The organism is Phytopseudomonas daroniae, from assembly GCF_004327285.1.
GTDB lineage: Bacteria > Pseudomonadota > Gammaproteobacteria > Pseudomonadales > Pseudomonadaceae > Aquipseudomonas > Aquipseudomonas daroniae.
In genome coordinates this window covers 1-15303 of record NZ_QJUI01000028.1, presented here as the reverse complement: position 1 = coordinate 15303, position 15303 = coordinate 1, and the positions used below count along the sequence as shown (strand labels likewise).

Below are 15303 nucleotides of genomic sequence, written 5' to 3'. Positions count from 1 at the left end.
AGCATGTCTCGCGTTGCTAAGAACCCCGTCAAGCTGCCTGCTGGTGTAGAGATCAAACTCGCCGGTCAGCAGCTTTCGGTGAAGGGTGCCAAGGGCACTCTGGAACTGAACGTTCACTCGTCCGTTGAAGTTCTGCAGGAATCCGGTGAGCTGCGTTTCGCTGCTCGCAATGGCGATCAGCAGACTCGTGCGATGGCTGGTACTACCCGTGCACTGGTTAACAACATGGTCATCGGCGTAAGCCAAGGCTTCGAGCGCAAGCTCCAGCTGGTCGGTGTTGGTTACAAGGCACAGGCCAAGGGCCAGGTTCTCAATCTGGCGTTGGGCTTCTCTCACCCTATCGACTATCAACTGCCGGAAGGCGTTGTGGCCGAAACCCCGAACCAGACCGAGATCCTCATCAAGGGTGTCGACAAGCAGCTGGTTGGTCAGGTTGCCGCGGAGATTCGTGACTTCCGCCGTCCTGAACCTTACAAGGGCAAAGGTGTTCGTTACGCTGACGAAGTCGTCCGCCGTAAAGAAGCCAAGAAGAAGTAAGGGGCTAGGAAATGACCGACAAAAAAGTTACTCGTCTGCGTCGCGCTCGCAAAGCACGCCTGAAAATGCACGAGCTCGAAGCCGTGCGTCTCTGCGTGTATCGCTCTTCGCAGCATATCTATGCCCAGGTCATCTCGGCCGACGGCAGCAAGGTTCTGGCCAGCGCCTCTACCTTGGACAAAGCACTGCGTGACGGCGCCACCGGCAACGTCGACGCGGCCAAGAAAGTTGGTGAGCTGGTTGCCGAGCGTGCGAAAGCCGCTGGTGTGACTCAGGTTGCATTCGACCGTTCTGGCTTCAAGTACCACGGCCGCGTCAAGGCGCTGGCTGATGCTGCTCGTGAAGGCGGGCTGGAGTTCTAAGTTATGGCAAATAACGACCAAAAGCGCGACGAAGGCTATATCGAGAAGCTGGTTCAAGTGAACCGCGTTGCCAAGACCGTTAAAGGCGGCCGTATCTTCACCTTCACCGCGTTGACCGTGGTGGGTGATGGCAAGGGCCGTGTAGGTTTTGGCCGTGGCAAGTCTCGTGAAGTGCCGGCTGCCATCCAGAAGGCTATGGAAGCTGCTCGTCGCAACATGATCCAAGTTGATCTGAACGGCACCACTCTGCAGTACGCAATGAAGTCCGCCCATGGCGCTTCCAAGGTGTACATGCAGCCTGCTTCCGAAGGTACCGGCATCATCGCTGGTGGCGCCATGCGTGCCGTCCTGGAAGTCGCTGGTGTTCAGAACGTTCTGGCCAAGTGCTACGGCTCTACCAACCCAGTGAACGTGGTTCATGCCACTTTCAAAGGTCTGAAGGCTATGCAGTCTCCGGATTCGGTTGCAGCCAAGCGTGGCAAGAGTGTCGAGGAGATTCTCTAACCATGGCTAACACCGTCAAAGTGACTCTGATCAAGAGCACCAATGGCCGTCTGGCCAATCACAAAGCCTGCGTCAAGGGTCTCGGCCTGCGTCGCATCAATCATACCGTCGAAGTTCTGGATACTCCGGAAAACCGCGGCATGATCAACAAGGCTTATTACCTTCTCCGTGTGGAGGGTTGATCCATGTACCTGAACGATTTGAGTCCAGCGCCGGGTTCCCGCCGCGAGAAGCACCGTCCGGGCCGTGGTATCGGTAGTGGTTTGGGCAAGACCGGTGGCCGCGGCCACAAAGGTCAGACCTCCCGCTCCGGTGGCACCATTGCTCCGGGTTTCGAAGGCGGCCAGCAGCCTCTGCACCGTCGTCTTCCCAAGTTCGGTTTCGTGTCTCTGAAAGCTATGGATCGCGCAGAAGTGCGTACTTCCGAGCTGAACAAGATCGAAGGCGACGTAGTTACTCTGCAAGCGCTGAAGGATGCCAACCTGATTAATCAAAACGTACAGCGTGTGAAAGTCATGCTGTCCGGTGAGATTACTCGTGCGGTCACCCTTAAAGGTATCGCCGCCACCAAAGGTGCGCGCGCGGCTATCGAAGCAGCTGGCGGTAAGTTCGAGGAATAAATGGCTAAGCAAGGTGCTCTCTCTGCGCTGGCTGGTGGCGGGTTGTCCGAGCTCTGGGCTCGTCTGCGCTTTCTGTTCATGGCGATCATCGTCTATCGAATCGGTGCGCATATCCCAGTTCCAGGCATAAACCCGGATCGTCTAGCTGATCTGTTCCGACAGAATGAGGGGACCATTCTTAGCTTGTTCAACATGTTTTCCGGCGGCGCGCTGGAGCGGATGAGCATCTTTGCACTGGGGATCATGCCGTACATCTCGGCATCGATCATCATGCAGCTGATGACCGCCGTCAGCCCGCAGCTGGAACAGTTGAAGAAGGAAGGTGAGGCTGGTCGTCGCAAGATCAGTCAATACACCCGCTACGGCACCTTGGTTCTGGCTTTCGTCCAGGCTATCGGCATGTCCGTTGGTCTGGCGAGTCAGGGCGTAGCGTTCTCGGTCGATTTCGGCTTCCACTTCGTTGCAGTCACCACCTTCGTGGCGGGTGCGATGTTCATGATGTGGTTAGGCGAGCAGATCACCGAGCGCGGTGTTGGCAACGGTATTTCGATGCTGATTTTTGCGGGCATCGTAGCCGGTCTGCCGTCGGCGATCGGGCAGTCTTTCGAGTCTGCTCGGCAGGGCGATATCAATATCTTCGCTCTCATCGCCATCGGTTTGCTGGCAGTAGCGATTATCGGTTTCGTGGTGTTCATTGAGCGTGGTCAGCGTCGCATTGCGGTGCACTACGCCAAGCGTCAGCAGGGCCGTAAGGTCTTCGCGGCGCAGACCAGCCACCTGCCGTTGAAGGTGAACATGGCGGGCGTAATCCCGGCCATTTTCGCCAGCAGCCTTCTGTTGTTCCCGGCCTCGCTGGGTGCCTGGTTTGGTCAGTCCGAAGGTATGGGCTGGCTGCAGGATATTTCACAGGCTATCGCTCCTGGTCAGCCGTTGAACATTTTGCTGTTTAGTGCAGGGATCATTTTCTTCTGCTTCTTCTACACAGCCTTGATGTTCAACCCGAAAGACGTAGCGGAAAACCTGAAGAAGTCCGGTGCCTTTATTCCGGGTATCCGTCCCGGTGAGCAGTCGGCGCGCTATATCGATGGCGTTCTGACTCGCTTGACCATGTTCGGTGCTCTGTACATGACGGCCGTATGCTTGTTGCCCCAGTTCCTGGTGGTGGCGGCCAACGTACCGTTCTACCTTGGCGGGACCTCGTTGCTGATCGTGGTAGTGGTTGTGATGGACTTCATGTCCCAAGTACAATCGCACCTCGTTTCGCACCAGTACGAATCCCTGATGAAGAAAGCCAACCTGAAGGGCTACGGCAGCGGCATGCTCCGCTGAAGTGTCCATAAGGTTCGAGGAGTTGGTGATGAAAGTTCGTGCATCGGTGAAAAAGCTGTGCCGTAACTGCAAAATTATTCGCCGTGAAGGTGTTGTGCGAGTGATTTGCAGCGCGGAACCGCGTCACAAACAGCGCCAAGGCTGAGTGTGATCGAAGCTATAAGCCCGGCAGCTAGTGCGCTGCCGGGTTGATTATTTGTTTCTACAGCGATAATATCTCGCGCCCCATTTCTTGGCTTCCGGGGCGTAGGTAGCTGTCAATTGGAGTTCCACTGAATGGCCCGTATTGCAGGCGTTAACATTCCGGATAACAAGCACGCTGTTATCTCGCTGACCTACATCTTTGGTGTCGGTCGCACCACCGCACAGAAAATCTGTGCAGCTACCGGTGTAAACCCGGCAGCAAAGATCAAGGATCTCTCTGACGAGCAGATCGAGCAGCTGCGTGGTGAAGTCGCCAAGGTGAATACCGAAGGTGATCTGCGCCGTGAAGTGAACATGAAAATCAAGCGCTTGATGGATCTGGGCTGCTACCGCGGTCTGCGTCATCGTCGCGGCCTCCCGGTTCGCGGTCAGCGTACCAAGACCAACGCGCGCACCCGTAAGGGCCCGCGTAAGCCGATCCGCAAGTAATCGCGTTCGCGAATCGACAGGAATTTAGTCATGGCAAAACCTGCTGCTCGTACTCGTAAGAAAGTCAAGAAGACGGTGGTTGATGGCATCGCCCACATCCACGCTTCTTTCAACAACACCATCGTGACCATCACCGACCGTCAAGGTAACGCCCTGTCCTGGGCAACCTCCGGTGGTTCGGGTTTCCGCGGTTCTCGCAAGTCCACCCCGTTCGCTGCCCAGGTGGCTGCTGAGCGTGCTGGTCAAGCTGCGCTGGAATACGGCCTGAAGAACCTCGACGTGAACGTCAAGGGCCCAGGTCCGGGTCGTGAGTCCGCAGTCCGTGCTCTTAACGGTTGCGGTTACAAGATCGCCAGCATCACCGATGTGACGCCTATCCCGCATAACGGGTGCCGTCCTTCGAAGAAGCGTCGCGTGTAATCAGGAGACAGTGAGAAATGGCTCGTTACATTGGTCCCAAATGCAAACTGTCTCGTCGTGAAGGCACTGATCTTTTCCTGAAAAGCGGTGTTCGCGCTCTGGAATCGAAGTGCAACCTCGAAGCAGCCCCAGGTATTCACGGCCAGCGCCGTGGCCGTCAGTCCGACTACGGCACCCAGCTGCGTGAGAAGCAAAAAGTTCGTCGTATCTATGGCGTACTCGAGCGTCAATTCAGCGGTTATTACAAAGAAGCTGCCGGCAAGAAAGGCGCTACTGGTGAGAACCTGCTGCAACTGCTCGAATGCCGTCTGGATAACGTTGTTTACCGCATGGGCTTCGGTGCTACCCGCGCTGAATCCCGTCAGCTGGTTTCGCACAAAGCGATCAGCGTGAACGGTAAGACTGTAAACGTACCGTCGTTCCAGGTTAAGGCTGGCGACGTCGTTGCAGTTCGTGAGAAGTCGAAGAATCAGCTGCGCATCGTTCAAGCTCTCGAGCTGTGTGCCCAGCGTGGCCGCGTTGAATGGGTAGATGTAGACACCGAGAAGAAGTCTGGCGTGTTCAAAAGCGTCCCGGCTCGCGGTGATCTCTCCGCTGACATCAACGAAAGCCTGATTGTCGAGCTCTACTCCAAGTAAGGGCTAGAAAATAGGTGCATCCATGCAGATTTCGGTAAATGAGTTCCTGACCCCCCGCCACATCGATGTGCAGGTGGTCAGTCCGACCCGCGCCAAGATCACTCTCGAGCCTCTCGAGCGTGGTTTCGGCCATACCCTGGGCAACGCGCTGCGTCGCATCCTGTTGTCCTCCATGCCTGGCTGTGCAGTAGTCGAGGCCGAGATTGACGGTGTACTCCATGAGTACAGCGCCATCGAAGGTATTCAGGAAGACGTAATTGAAATCCTGCTCAACCTTAAAGGTCTGGCAATCAAGCTGCACGGTCGAGACGAAGTTACACTGACTCTGGCGAAGAAGGGCTCTGGCGTCGTAACCGCTGCCGATATTCAGCTGGATCATGATGTTGAAATCGTCAACGGCGACCACGTTATCGCCAACCTGGCCTCCAATGGCGCGCTGAACATGAAGCTCGTAGTAGCTCGTGGTCGCGGCTATGAGCCAGCTGATTCGCGCCAGAGTGATGAAGACGAGAGCCGCAGCATTGGTCGCTTGCAGCTCGATTCTTCCTTCAGCCCGGTGCGTCGCGTGTCGTACGTGGTGGAAAACGCTCGTGTTGAGCAGCGTACCAACCTGGACAAGCTGGTTATCGACCTCGAAACCAACGGTACCCTGGATCCTGAAGAGGCTATCCGTCGTGCTGCAACCATCCTGCAACAGCAGTTGGCTGCATTCGTCGACCTCAAAGGTGACAGCGAGCCTGTTGTAATCGAACAGGAAGACGAGATCGATCCGATCCTGCTCCGTCCGGTTGATGATCTGGAACTGACCGTTCGTTCGGCCAACTGCCTCAAGGCAGAAAACATCTACTACATCGGTGACCTGATTCAGCGCACCGAAGTAGAGCTGTTGAAAACGCCGAACCTGGGCAAGAAATCCCTGACTGAAATCAAGGACGTTCTGGCTTCCCGTGGTCTGTCCCTCGGTATGCGCCTCGACAACTGGCCGCCGGCAAGTCTGAAGAAAGACGATAAGGCGACTGCCTGATCGTCATCATCACCGAACGTGAAGTTTGGTAAGGAATTGAACCATGCGTCATCGTAAAAGTGGCCGTCACCTCAGCCGCACCAGCGCTCACCGCAAGGCCATGTTTCAAAACATGGCGGTATCGCTGTTCGAGCATGAGCTGATCAAAACTACTCTGCCGAAAGCCAAGGAACTGCGCCGCGTTGCCGAGCCGCTGATCACCCTGGCTAAAGAAGACAGCGTTGCCAACCGTCGTCTGGCTTTCGACCGTACGCGTTCGAAAGCTATCGTTGGCAAACTGTTCAACGATCTGGGCAAGCGCTACGCCACCCGTCAGGGCGGTTACCTGCGTATCCTCAAGTGCGGCTTCCGCGCTGGCGACAATGCCCCGATGGCTTATGTTGAGCTGGTCGACCGTCCGGTCGGTGGCGCAGTAGAAGCTGCCGAGTAAGGCATCGTTGCAAGAAGAACCGGGCCCACGCCCGGTTTTTTTATGCCTTTTATTTAGTCAAAATCTATCGGTATGTAAGTTCTTATTTATTTGTCCGTTCTCCGTATCTCATCAATACTCAAAGCCAATCCCGCTTAGTCGGGAATGATCAGGCTTGGTTAAGGAGATAGAAAATGAGCGAGAAGACCGAAGGCAAATGCCCTTTCTCGGGGGGCGCCTCTGAGGCAACGCCGAAGCATACTGCTGGCGGCGGCACGAGCAACCGAGACTGGTGGCCGAACCAACTGCGCGTCGACCTGCTGCACCAGCATTCCTCCAAGTCCAACCCGTTGGGCGAGACTTTCAGCTATGCCGAAGCCTTTCAGTCGCTGGATTACGAGGCGCTGAAAAAGGATTTGCGTGCCTTGATGACCGATTCGCAGGACTGGTGGCCGGCCGACTTCGGCCACTATGGCCCGCAATTCATCCGCATGTCCTGGCACGCTGCAGGCACCTACCGTACCGGCGATGGTCGCGGCGGCGCCGGGCGTGGGCAGCAGCGTTTCGCGCCGCTCAACAGCTGGCCGGACAACGTCAATATCGACAAGTCGCGCCGCCTGCTGTGGCCGATCAAGCAGAAGTATGGCCAGAAGATTTCCTGGGCCGACCTACTGGTGCTCACCGGCAACGTCGCTCTGGAGACCATGGGCTTCCGGACTTTCGGCTTCGCTGGCGGACGCGAGGACACCTGGGAACCGGATCAGGACGTCTACTGGGGCACCGAGAAGACCTGGCTGGGCACCGACGAGCGCTACGGCAAGGCCAAAGCCAACGCTGCCAGCGACGAAGGCACCATAGTGGCCGACCCCGAGTTGCACGGCCTCGAGAAGGAGCGCACCGACAGCCAGGATCGTCACCTCGAGAATCCGCTGGCCGCCACCACGATGGGGCTGATCTACGTCAACCCCGAAGGCCCAGAGGGCAATCCCGATCCGCTCGCGGCGGCCCATGACATCCGCGAGACTTTCGCCCGCATGGCCATGAACGACGAAGAGACCGTCGCGCTGATCGCCGGCGGCCATACCTTCGGCAAGACTCATGGCGCCGGGCCGGCGGACAACGTCGGCGCCGAGCCCGAGGCCGCTGGTCTCGAGGAACAGGGCCTGGGCTGGAGCAGCTCATTCGGCAGCGGCAAGGCCGGCGATGCGATCACCAGCGGCCTGGAAGTGACCTGGACGACCACACCTGCGCAGTGGAGCAACAACTTCTTCGAGAACCTGTTCAAGTTCGAGTGGGAACTGACCAAGAGCCCTGCGGGTGCGCACCAGTGGGTGGCCAAGGGCGCCGAGGCCATCATTCCCGATGCGCACGACCCGTCGAAGAAGCGTTTGCCGACGATGTTGACCACCGACCTGTCGCTGCGTTTCGACCCTGCCTACGAGAAGATCTCGCGGCGTTTCTTGGATAACCCGCAGGCATTCGCCGAGGCATTCGCCCGCGCCTGGTTCAAGCTGACCCACCGCGACCTCGGTCCGAAGTCGCGCTACCTGGGGCCGGAAGTACCGAAGGAAGACCTGCTCTGGCAAGACCCGCTGCCGGCCATCCACCATCCCTTGATCGACGAGGCGGATGTCGCCGCGCTCAAGGCTCGGGTGCTGGCCTCCGGTCTATCGGTATCCGAGCTGGTTGGCACGGCCTGGGCTTCGGCTTCCACCTTCCGTGGATCCGACAAGCGCGGCGGGGCCAACGGCGCACGTCTGCGCCTGGCGCCGCAGAAGGACTGGGCCGCCAACCAGCCCGAGCAATTGGCCAGGGTTCTGGCGGTGCTCGAGGGTATCCGTGGCGAGTTCAACCGCACCGCCATCGGCGGCAAGCAGGTAACCTTGGCCGATCTGATCGTGCTGGCCGGTAATGCCGGCATCGAGCAGGCCGCCAGGAATGCCGGCCACGCGGTAAGCGTACCGTTCTCGCCTGGTCGGGCCGATGCCTCGCAGGAGCAGACCGATGTCGACTCCTTCGCTGTGCTCGAGCCGATCGCCGACGGCTTCCGCAATTACCTCAAGGGCCGCTACAGCGTGCCGGCCGAGGCGTTGCTGATCGACAAGGCGCAGTTGCTGACCTTGACCGCGCCGGAGCTGACGGTGCTGATCGGTGGCCTGCGTGCGATCAATATCAACGTGGGCCAGGCTGGTCATGGAGTGTTCACCGACAGGCCGGGAGCACTGAGCAACGACTTCTTCGTCAACCTGCTCGACATGGGCACGGCGTGGAAGGCAGTGCCGGGCGACGACAACCTGTACGAAGGGCGTGACCGCAAGAGCGGTGAGCTCAAGTGGATCGGCACCCGTGTCGATCTGGTGTTCGGTTCCAACGCCATCCTGCGCGCCCAGGCCGAGGTCTATGCCAGCGCCGACGCTCGGTTCATCGAGGACTTCGTGGCGGCCTGGACCAAGGTGATGAACCTCGACCGCTTCGATCTCGCCTGACTGCTGGCCGGGCGCTTGCGCCCGGTCTGTCGAGTCGATGCAGCCAGCGCCTCCTTAATGGAGGCGTTGTGCTTTTTACTTGACCGAAACGGATGTCGGGCGGAGCATTCGTCCATTCCATCGGGTGCAGCAAGGATTCCCAGGCATGAAGGGCCACATCGAAGTCATCGACTACCTCAAAACCCTGTTGAAGGGCGAACTGGCCGCGCGCGACCAGTACTTCATTCATTCGCGACTCTATGAGGATTGGGGCTTCAGCAAGCTCTACGAGCGCATCAACCACGAGATGGAAGAAGAGACGCAGCACGCTGACGCTTTGCTCAAACGGATCATCTTCCTCGAAGGCGTGCCGGATATGGTGCCCGACGCCTTCACCTTCGGCCAAACCGTGCCTGACGCACTCAAGCTGGATCTGGCGCTGGAGTATCAGGTGCGTGCGGCGCTCAGCAAAGGCATCGAGCTGTGCGAGCGTCATCAGGATTACCAGAGCCGCGATATCCTGCTGCTGCAGCTCAAGGATACCGAGGAAGATCACGCCTACTGGCTGGAAATTCAGCTGCAACTGATCGGCAAGCTGGGCCTGGAGAAATACCTGCAGGGCCAGATGTAAGCGGCAAGCTTCAAGCCACAAGAAAAAGCCAGAGCGGAGGTGATCCGCTCTGGCTTTTGCTTTTTCTTCTACTTGCCGCTTGGAGCTTGCGGCTTGTCGCTGTCTCTTTCCAGCAACGGCTTGAGGAAATGCCCGGTGTGCGATTGCGCCATCTCGGCGACCTCCTCGGGTGTGCCGACGGCGATGATCTGGCCGCCCTTGGAGCCGCCTTCGGGGCCCAGATCCACCAGCCAGTCGGCGGTCTTGATCACGTCCAGGTTGTGCTCGATCACCACCACGGTGTTGCCGTGGTCGCGCAGACGGTGCAGCACGTCGAGCAATTGCTGGATATCGGCGAAGTGCAGGCCGGTGGTCGGTTCGTCGAGTATGTACAGGGTCTTGCCGGTGTCACGCTTGGACAGCTCGCGTGACAGCTTGACCCGCTGCGCCTCGCCCCCGGAAAGGGTGGTCGCCGACTGCCCGAGCTTGATATACGAAAGCCCCACGTCCATCAACGTCTGCAGCTTGCGCGCCAGGGCCGGCACGGCGTCGAAGAAACCGCGGGCGTCCTCGATGGTCATCTCCAGCACTTCGTGGATGTTCTTGCCCTTGTACTTGATCTCCAGGGTCTCACGGTTGTAACGCTTGCTCTTGCACACGTCGCAAGGCACGTAGATATCCGGCAGGAAGTGCATCTCCACCTTGATCAGACCGTCGCCCTGGCACGCCTCGCAGCGACCGCCCTTGACGTTGAACGAGAAGCGGCCCGGGCCGTAACCCCGCGATCGAGACTCGGGTACGCCAGCGAACAGCTCACGAATCGGCGTGAACAAACCGGTGTAGGTTGCCGGGTTGGAGCGCGGTGTACGACCGATCGGGCTCTGGTCGATATCCACCACCTTGTCCAGGTGCTGCAGGCCGTCGATGCTGTCGTGGACGGCGGCTTCCAGTGTGGTGGCGCCGTTCAGGGCGGTGGCGCTGAGCGGGAACAGGGTGTTGTTGATCAGCGTCGACTTGCCCGAGCCGGACACGCCGGTCACGCAGGTCAGCAGGCCGATGGGAATATCCAGGTTGACGTTCTGCAGGTTGTTGCCACGGGCGCCCTTGATCTTCAGCGAGAGCTTCTTGTCACGTGGCGTGCGTTTGGCCGGTACCTTGATCTTCAATCGGCCGGACAAGTATTTGCCGGTAACCGAGTCCGGGTGAGCCATGACTTCGGCCGCCGTGCCTTCGGCGACGATCTGGCCGCCATGCACGCCGGCGCCCGGGCCGATATCGACCACGTAGTCGGCCATGCGGATGGCGTCCTCGTCGTGCTCGACCACGATCACCGTGTTGCCGATGTCGCGCAGGTGGCGCAGGGTGCCGAGCAGGCGCTCGTTGTCGCGCTGGTGCAGGCCGATGGAGGGTTCGTCGAGGATGTACATGACGCCCACCAGGCCAGCGCCGATCTGGCTGGCCAGGCGGATGCGCTGGGCCTCACCGCCGGACAGGGTGTCGGCGCTGCGATCCAGGGTCAGGTAATCGAGGCCCACATTGACCAGGAACTGCAGGCGCTCGCAAATTTCCTTGAGGATCTTGCTGGCGATCTCGCCACGACGGCCTTCCAGGGTCAGGCCACCGAAGTAGTCACTGGCCGAACCGATCGGCATGCCGGTGACTGCCGGCAGGGTTTTCTCACCGACCCATACGTGACGGGCCTCGCGACGCAGGCGAGTGCCGCGGCAGTCGGGGCACGGCTGGGTGCTGAGGAACTTGGCCAGTTCCTCGCGGACACTGGCCGACTCGGTTTCGCGGTAGCGGCGCTCGAGGTTGGGCACGATGCCTTCGAACGGGTGCGAACGCTTGACGATATCGCCACGGTCATTGAGGTATTTGAAGTCGACGTTCTGTGAGCCGCTACCGGCGAGAATGACCTTCTGGTGGTCGCTGTCCAACTCGGCGAAGGGCTTGTCCAGGCTGAAGCCGTAATGCGAGGCCAGGGAGCCTAGCATCTGGAAGTAGTAGACGTTGCGTCTGTCCCAGCCGCGTATCGCGCCTTCGGCCAGGGTCAGTTCACCATTGACCAGGCGTTTGGTGTCGAAGAACTGCTTCACGCCCAGGCCGTCGCAGGTCGGGCAGGCGCCGGCCGGGTTGTTGAAGGAGAACAGCTTGGGCTCAAGCTCGCTGATCGAGTGACCGCAGACCGGACAGGCGAAGCGTGCGGAGAAGATGATCTCCTCACCTTCCTCGCCTTCCATGGGGGCGATCAACGCCAGGCCATCGGCCAGCTTGAGGGCGGTCTCGAAGGATTCGGCCAGGCGCTGTTGCAGGTCGCCACGGGCTTTGAAGCGGTCGACCACAGCATCGATGCTGTGCTTCTTCTGCTTGTCGAGTTTCGGCAGTTCGTCCAGCTCGTACAGCTTGCCGTTGACCCGTACCCGTACGAAACCCTGAGCGCGCAACTCATCGAACACCGCGAGGTGCTCGCCCTTGCGCTCGCGAATCACCGGAGCGAGCAGCATCAGCTTGCTGCCTTCAGGCAGGGCGAGTACCTGGTCAACCATCTGGCTGACGGTCTGCGCCTCCAGCGGCAGGTCGTGATCCGGGCAGCGCGGCGTACCGGCGCGGGCATAGAGCAGGCGCAGGTAGTCGTAGATCTCGGTGATGGTGCCGACCGTCGAGCGGGGGTTGTGCGACGTGGATTTCTGCTCGATGGAGATAGCCGGTGACAAACCCTCGATGGTGTCGACGTCGGGTTTTTCCATCATCGACAAGAACTGCCGGGCGTAGGCCGACAGCGATTCGACGTAGCGGCGCTGACCCTCGGCGTACAGGGTGTCGAAGGCCAGGGACGACTTGCCCGAGCCAGACAGGCCGGTAATCACGATCAGCTTGTCGCGCGGTAGGGTCAGGTCGATGTTCTTGAGATTATGGGTGCGGGCACCCCGGATCAGAATCTTGTCCAAAACAGCCTCGCGTGGCGGGCGGATAAACCGCCGAGTATACGGGGGGCGACAGCCCTGCGGCAAAGCGCCGCTGCTGTGCCAGTGGTGTTTCGACTGGTAGAATCGCCGGCTTGTTTCAACAGGTTATCGACGATGCGCGATTCGCACAGCGAACGCATGAGTGGCGCGGAGACTCGGGCAGCCGGTGGGCTGGCACTGGTGTTCGCTTTTCGCATGCTGGGCATGTTCATGGTATTGCCGGTATTGGCTACTTATGGGCAGGAACTCGCGGGTTCAACCCCGGCACTGATCGGGCTGGCCATTGGTGCCTACGGTCTGACCCAGGCCTTTCTGCAGATTCCCTTTGGCGTGCTGTCCGATCGTATCGGCCGGCGTCCGGTGATCTATTTCGGTCTCGTGGTGTTCGCTGCCGGCAGCTTGCTGGCGGCCAATGCCGATTCCATCTGGGGGGTGATCGCCGGTCGCGTGCTGCAGGGCGCCGGGGCGATTTCCGCGGCGGTGATGGCGCTGCTCTCCGACCTGACCCGCGAACAGCACCGTACCAAGGCCATGGCCATGATTGGCATGAGTATCGGCTTGTCCTTCGCCGTGGCCATGGTGGTCGGTCCGCTGCTGACCCGCGCTTTCGGCCTGTCCGGTCTGTTCCTGGCGACGGCGGCCATGGCCCTGCTGGGCATCGTCATCGTTGCCGGTATGGTGCCGTCCAGCGCGGGGCCGTTGCAGCACCGTGAGTCCGGGGTTGCCAGACAGGCGCTGTGGCCGACCCTGCGTCACCCGGATCTGCTGCGCCTGGACTTCGCCATCTTCGCCCTGCATGCCATCCTGATGGCCAGCTTCATTGCCTTGCCCCTGGCGCTGGTGGAGCAGGGCGGGCTGCCCAAGGAGCAGCACTGGTGGGTTTATCTCACCGCACTGCTGGCGGGTTTCTTCGCCATGGTGCCGTTCATCATCTATGGCGAGAAGAAACGCCAGATGCGCCGTGTGCTGATCGGCGCGGTGGTGGTGCTGCTTGGCTGTGAGCTGTACTTCTGGGCATTCGGCCACGACCTGAGCAACCTGGTATTCGGCATCATCGTGTTCTTCACCGCCTTCAATCTGCTCGAGGCCTCATTGCCATCGCTGGTCAGCAAGGTGGCGCCAGCGGGTGGCAAGGGCACGGCCATGGGCGTGTATTCGACCAGCCAGTTCCTCGGCTCGGCCCTGGGCGGCATTCTCGGTGGTTGGCTGTACCAGCACCATGGCCTGGCCGGTGTGTTCGGCGGCTGTGCATTGCTGACGGTTTTTTGGTTGGCCTTTGCTGTTACTATGCGCGAACCGCCGTATGTCACCAGCCTGCGTTTGTCGCTTTCGAGCACGGCATTGCAGGAAGCAGGACTGGCCGAGCGTATTCAGGCAGTGCCCGGAGTGGCGGATGCCGTGGTGGTGGCCGAAGAGGCCGCCATCTATGTCAAAGTGGATACCCAACAATTGGATCGCACGTCACTGCAGCGCTTGATCGAAGCGGCGCCGGTGACGTGCTGAAAGTAGGAGAGCGTTATGGCCCGTGGGGTTAACAAAGTCATTCTGGTCGGTACCTGCGGACAGGATCCGGAAACGCGCTATCTGCCCAGCGGCAACGCCGTGACCAACCTGAGTCTGGCTACCAGCGAGCAGTGGACGGACAAGCAGACCGGGCAGAAGGTCGAAAAGACCGAGTGGCACCGTGTGTCGTTGTTCGGCAAGGTCGCGGAAATCGCCGGTGAGTATCTGCGCAAAGGTTCCCAGGTTTACATCGAAGGCAAGCTGCAGACCCGCGAGTGGGAAAAGGATGGCGTCAAGCGCTATACCACCGAAATCATCGTCGACATGCAGGGCACCATGCAGCTGCTCGGTGGCCGTCCGGACAATGCCGGTGGTGGCGAGCCGCGCCAGCAGCGTCCAGCGCCGCAGCGTGAGCCGCAGCAACAGGCTCCGCGTCAGTCCGCTCCGCAGCAGCAGAAGCCGCAGCCGGCTCAGGACTACGACAGCTTCGATGACGATATCCCCTTCTGATCGTCAGACGTGACAGCAAAAGGCCCCGCAATGCGGGGCCTTTGTCATTCAGCGTCCAGGTGGCAAATCAGGCCGGACTGAAAAAGCGTTTACGCAGCAGGCCCTGGCAGATCCACAGCACCAGGGCGATACTGATGCCGAACAGGTTGGCGAGAATGTCCAAGTGGCTGAATTCGCGGCTCGGTTGAAAGTAGTGCTGCAACCATTCCAATAGCGGTGCCTGGATATACAGCAGGCTCCACAGCAGCCAACCTGGTATGGCGGGGAAGGCGATACGGCTGACCAGCGAAAAGCCGGCGAAGGCCAGCAGGTGGAGGAATTTGTCCGATTCCTCGAACAGATCCGGTGGTGGCTCCGGGCGGAACAGGCCGTAGGCGAGCACCGCGCAGCAGGCCAGGAACATCAGCTTTCTCAAATTTTCTGTCCTTTCTTCTTTGTCGATTCGCTCGGCACTATGACCACAGCATTCGGCGCGGGTTGCCCGCGATGCAGGTTGGCTGCTCAGGTGTCCTCGCGCCGCCGGAGCGCGTCAAGGTTATGCGTGGTTGGTGACGCCGCGGGGTAAAAACAGCAAAATGCAGGCCACAGGGCTTAACCGTCCGGGATCTGCCGAGAATATAGCGGCTGGCGCGCCATCGCGCGGTGCGAGCTCAAACCTGATTGTGGAGCCTCTAGTTTCGTTATGCGCATGCGCCTGTTGTTGCTGGGTGGTGGCAGTACGCTGGGTAAGGCGTTGATTCGCCTGGGAGCCGAAGAAGATATCGGTTTTCTCG

18 protein-coding genes and 1 pseudogene are annotated in these 15303 nt (G+C 59.8%); 17 read left to right on the top strand and 2 right to left on the bottom strand.

From position 1 onward, the window contains the following. Positions 1 to 3 precede the first annotated feature (3 nt). The 14 genes from rplF (at position 4) to bfr (ending at position 9572) form a co-directional block, all read left to right on the top strand. Entirely contained in the window at positions 4 to 537 is a 534-nt protein-coding gene (gene rplF, locus DNK06_RS22620; RefSeq protein ID WP_042552935.1) for a 50S ribosomal protein L6, read from the top strand. Between the two features lie 11 nt (positions 538 to 548). After that, on the top strand, positions 549 to 899 hold the full coding sequence (gene rplR, locus DNK06_RS22615; RefSeq protein WP_003293038.1) for a 50S ribosomal protein L18: 351 nt from the start codon (positions 549 to 551) through the stop codon (positions 897 to 899). Between the two features lie 3 nt (positions 900 to 902). Continuing rightward, positions 903 to 1403, top strand: a complete 501-nt coding sequence (rpsE, locus tag DNK06_RS22610; protein ID WP_013789768.1) for a 30S ribosomal protein S5 — start codon at positions 903 to 905, stop codon at positions 1401 to 1403. Positions 1404 to 1405: 2 nt separating this feature from the next. Next, positions 1406 to 1585 carry a 50S ribosomal protein L30 gene (gene rpmD, locus DNK06_RS22605; protein WP_013789769.1) on the top strand — a complete coding sequence of 60 codons (180 nt, stop codon included), beginning with the start codon at positions 1406 to 1408 and terminating at the stop codon, positions 1583 to 1585. A gap of 3 nt (positions 1586 to 1588) precedes the next feature. Further along, positions 1589 to 2023 carry a 50S ribosomal protein L15 gene (gene rplO / locus DNK06_RS22600; RefSeq protein WP_013789770.1) on the top strand — a complete coding sequence of 145 codons (435 nt, stop codon included), beginning with the start codon at positions 1589 to 1591 and terminating at the stop codon, positions 2021 to 2023. After that, entirely contained in the window at positions 2024 to 3352 is a 1329-nt protein-coding gene (secY, locus tag DNK06_RS22595) for a preprotein translocase subunit SecY (protein WP_013789771.1), read from the top strand. It abuts the gene before it with no gap. 28 nt (positions 3353 to 3380) lie between these two features. Continuing rightward, positions 3381 to 3497, top strand: coding sequence for a 50S ribosomal protein L36 (gene rpmJ / locus DNK06_RS22590; protein ID WP_002555468.1), 117 nt, complete (start codon positions 3381 to 3383; stop codon positions 3495 to 3497). Between the two features lie 131 nt (positions 3498 to 3628). After that, complete coding sequence (gene rpsM / locus DNK06_RS22585; RefSeq protein WP_131182237.1) at positions 3629 to 3985, top strand: 30S ribosomal protein S13; 357 nt, start codon at positions 3629 to 3631, stop codon at positions 3983 to 3985. Between the two features lie 30 nt (positions 3986 to 4015). Next, positions 4016 to 4405: a 30S ribosomal protein S11 gene (rpsK, locus tag DNK06_RS22580; protein ID WP_013789773.1), complete on the top strand. Its 390-nt coding sequence runs from the start codon at positions 4016 to 4018 to the stop codon at positions 4403 to 4405. A 17-nt stretch (positions 4406 to 4422) separates the two neighbouring features. Further along, positions 4423 to 5043, top strand: coding sequence for a 30S ribosomal protein S4 (gene rpsD / locus DNK06_RS22575; RefSeq protein ID WP_131182236.1), 621 nt, complete (start codon positions 4423 to 4425; stop codon positions 5041 to 5043). A 22-nt stretch (positions 5044 to 5065) separates the two neighbouring features. Continuing rightward, positions 5066 to 6067: a DNA-directed RNA polymerase subunit alpha gene (locus DNK06_RS22570; RefSeq protein WP_131182235.1), complete on the top strand. Its 1002-nt coding sequence runs from the start codon at positions 5066 to 5068 to the stop codon at positions 6065 to 6067. Positions 6068 to 6110: 43 nt separating this feature from the next. Next, positions 6111 to 6497: a 50S ribosomal protein L17 gene (gene rplQ / locus DNK06_RS22565; protein WP_042552930.1), complete on the top strand. Its 387-nt coding sequence runs from the start codon at positions 6111 to 6113 to the stop codon at positions 6495 to 6497. A gap of 173 nt (positions 6498 to 6670) precedes the next feature. Further along, on the top strand, positions 6671 to 8962 hold the full coding sequence (gene katG, locus DNK06_RS22560; protein WP_131182234.1) for a catalase/peroxidase HPI: 2292 nt from the start codon (positions 6671 to 6673) through the stop codon (positions 8960 to 8962). A 145-nt stretch (positions 8963 to 9107) separates the two neighbouring features. Then, positions 9108 to 9572: a bacterioferritin gene (gene bfr, locus DNK06_RS22555; RefSeq protein WP_131182233.1), complete on the top strand. Its 465-nt coding sequence runs from the start codon at positions 9108 to 9110 to the stop codon at positions 9570 to 9572. 68 nt (positions 9573 to 9640) lie between these two features. On the opposite strand, the gene uvrA is transcribed toward bfr, so the two are convergent. Next, the gene (gene uvrA, locus DNK06_RS22550; RefSeq protein ID WP_131182232.1) at positions 9641 to 12499 is read right to left on the bottom strand and encodes an excinuclease ABC subunit UvrA; all 2859 of its coding nucleotides are present in this window, start codon (positions 12497 to 12499) and stop codon (positions 9641 to 9643) included. A gap of 132 nt (positions 12500 to 12631) precedes the next feature. Here uvrA and DNK06_RS22545 point away from each other — a divergent pair, with 132 nt between their 5' ends. Together DNK06_RS22545 and DNK06_RS22540 are read left to right on the top strand one after the other, a co-directional pair. Further along, on the top strand, positions 12632 to 14020 hold the full coding sequence (locus tag DNK06_RS22545; protein WP_131182231.1) for an MFS transporter: 1389 nt from the start codon (positions 12632 to 12634) through the stop codon (positions 14018 to 14020). A 15-nt stretch (positions 14021 to 14035) separates the two neighbouring features. Then, complete coding sequence (locus DNK06_RS22540; protein WP_131182230.1) at positions 14036 to 14530, top strand: single-stranded DNA-binding protein; 495 nt, start codon at positions 14036 to 14038, stop codon at positions 14528 to 14530. Between the two features lie 67 nt (positions 14531 to 14597). On the opposite strand, the gene DNK06_RS22535 is transcribed toward DNK06_RS22540, so the two are convergent. After that, positions 14598 to 14945, bottom strand: coding sequence for a VanZ family protein (locus tag DNK06_RS22535; protein WP_131182229.1), 348 nt, complete (start codon positions 14943 to 14945; stop codon positions 14598 to 14600). Between the two features lie 267 nt (positions 14946 to 15212). Here DNK06_RS22535 and DNK06_RS22530 point away from each other — a divergent pair. Continuing rightward, positions 15213 to 15303 (top strand): annotated as a pseudogene (locus DNK06_RS22530) (NAD(P)-dependent oxidoreductase); the annotation flags it as partial.

Bases quoted from the DNA above. Each gene is read 5' to 3' on its own strand.
- rpsM (WP_131182237.1), top strand. From the start codon at position 3,629: ATGGCCCGTATTGCAGGCGTTAACATTCCGGATAACAAGCACGCTGTT.
- katG (WP_131182234.1), top strand. From the start codon at position 6,671: ATGAGCGAGAAGACCGAAGGCAAATGCCCTTTCTCGGGGGGCGCCTCT.
- DNK06_RS22570 (WP_131182235.1), top strand. From the start codon at position 5,066: ATGCAGATTTCGGTAAATGAGTTCCTGACCCCCCGCCACATCGATGTG.
- rpsK (WP_013789773.1), top strand. From the start codon at position 4,016: ATGGCAAAACCTGCTGCTCGTACTCGTAAGAAAGTCAAGAAGACGGTG.
- rplO (WP_013789770.1), top strand. From the start codon at position 1,589: ATGTACCTGAACGATTTGAGTCCAGCGCCGGGTTCCCGCCGCGAGAAG.
- secY (WP_013789771.1), top strand. From the start codon at position 2,024: ATGGCTAAGCAAGGTGCTCTCTCTGCGCTGGCTGGTGGCGGGTTGTCC.
- rpsD (WP_131182236.1), top strand. From the start codon at position 4,423: ATGGCTCGTTACATTGGTCCCAAATGCAAACTGTCTCGTCGTGAAGGC.
- bfr (WP_131182233.1), top strand. From the start codon at position 9,108: ATGAAGGGCCACATCGAAGTCATCGACTACCTCAAAACCCTGTTGAAG.
- rpmD (WP_013789769.1), top strand. From the start codon at position 1,406: ATGGCTAACACCGTCAAAGTGACTCTGATCAAGAGCACCAATGGCCGT.
- DNK06_RS22545 (WP_131182231.1), top strand. From the start codon at position 12,632: ATGCGCGATTCGCACAGCGAACGCATGAGTGGCGCGGAGACTCGGGCA.
- rpmJ (WP_002555468.1), top strand. From the start codon at position 3,381: ATGAAAGTTCGTGCATCGGTGAAAAAGCTGTGCCGTAACTGCAAAATT.
- rplF (WP_042552935.1), top strand. From the start codon at position 4: ATGTCTCGCGTTGCTAAGAACCCCGTCAAGCTGCCTGCTGGTGTAGAG.
- rplR (WP_003293038.1), top strand. From the start codon at position 549: ATGACCGACAAAAAAGTTACTCGTCTGCGTCGCGCTCGCAAAGCACGC.
- DNK06_RS22540 (WP_131182230.1), top strand. From the start codon at position 14,036: ATGGCCCGTGGGGTTAACAAAGTCATTCTGGTCGGTACCTGCGGACAG.
- rpsE (WP_013789768.1), top strand. From the start codon at position 903: ATGGCAAATAACGACCAAAAGCGCGACGAAGGCTATATCGAGAAGCTG.
- rplQ (WP_042552930.1), top strand. From the start codon at position 6,111: ATGCGTCATCGTAAAAGTGGCCGTCACCTCAGCCGCACCAGCGCTCAC.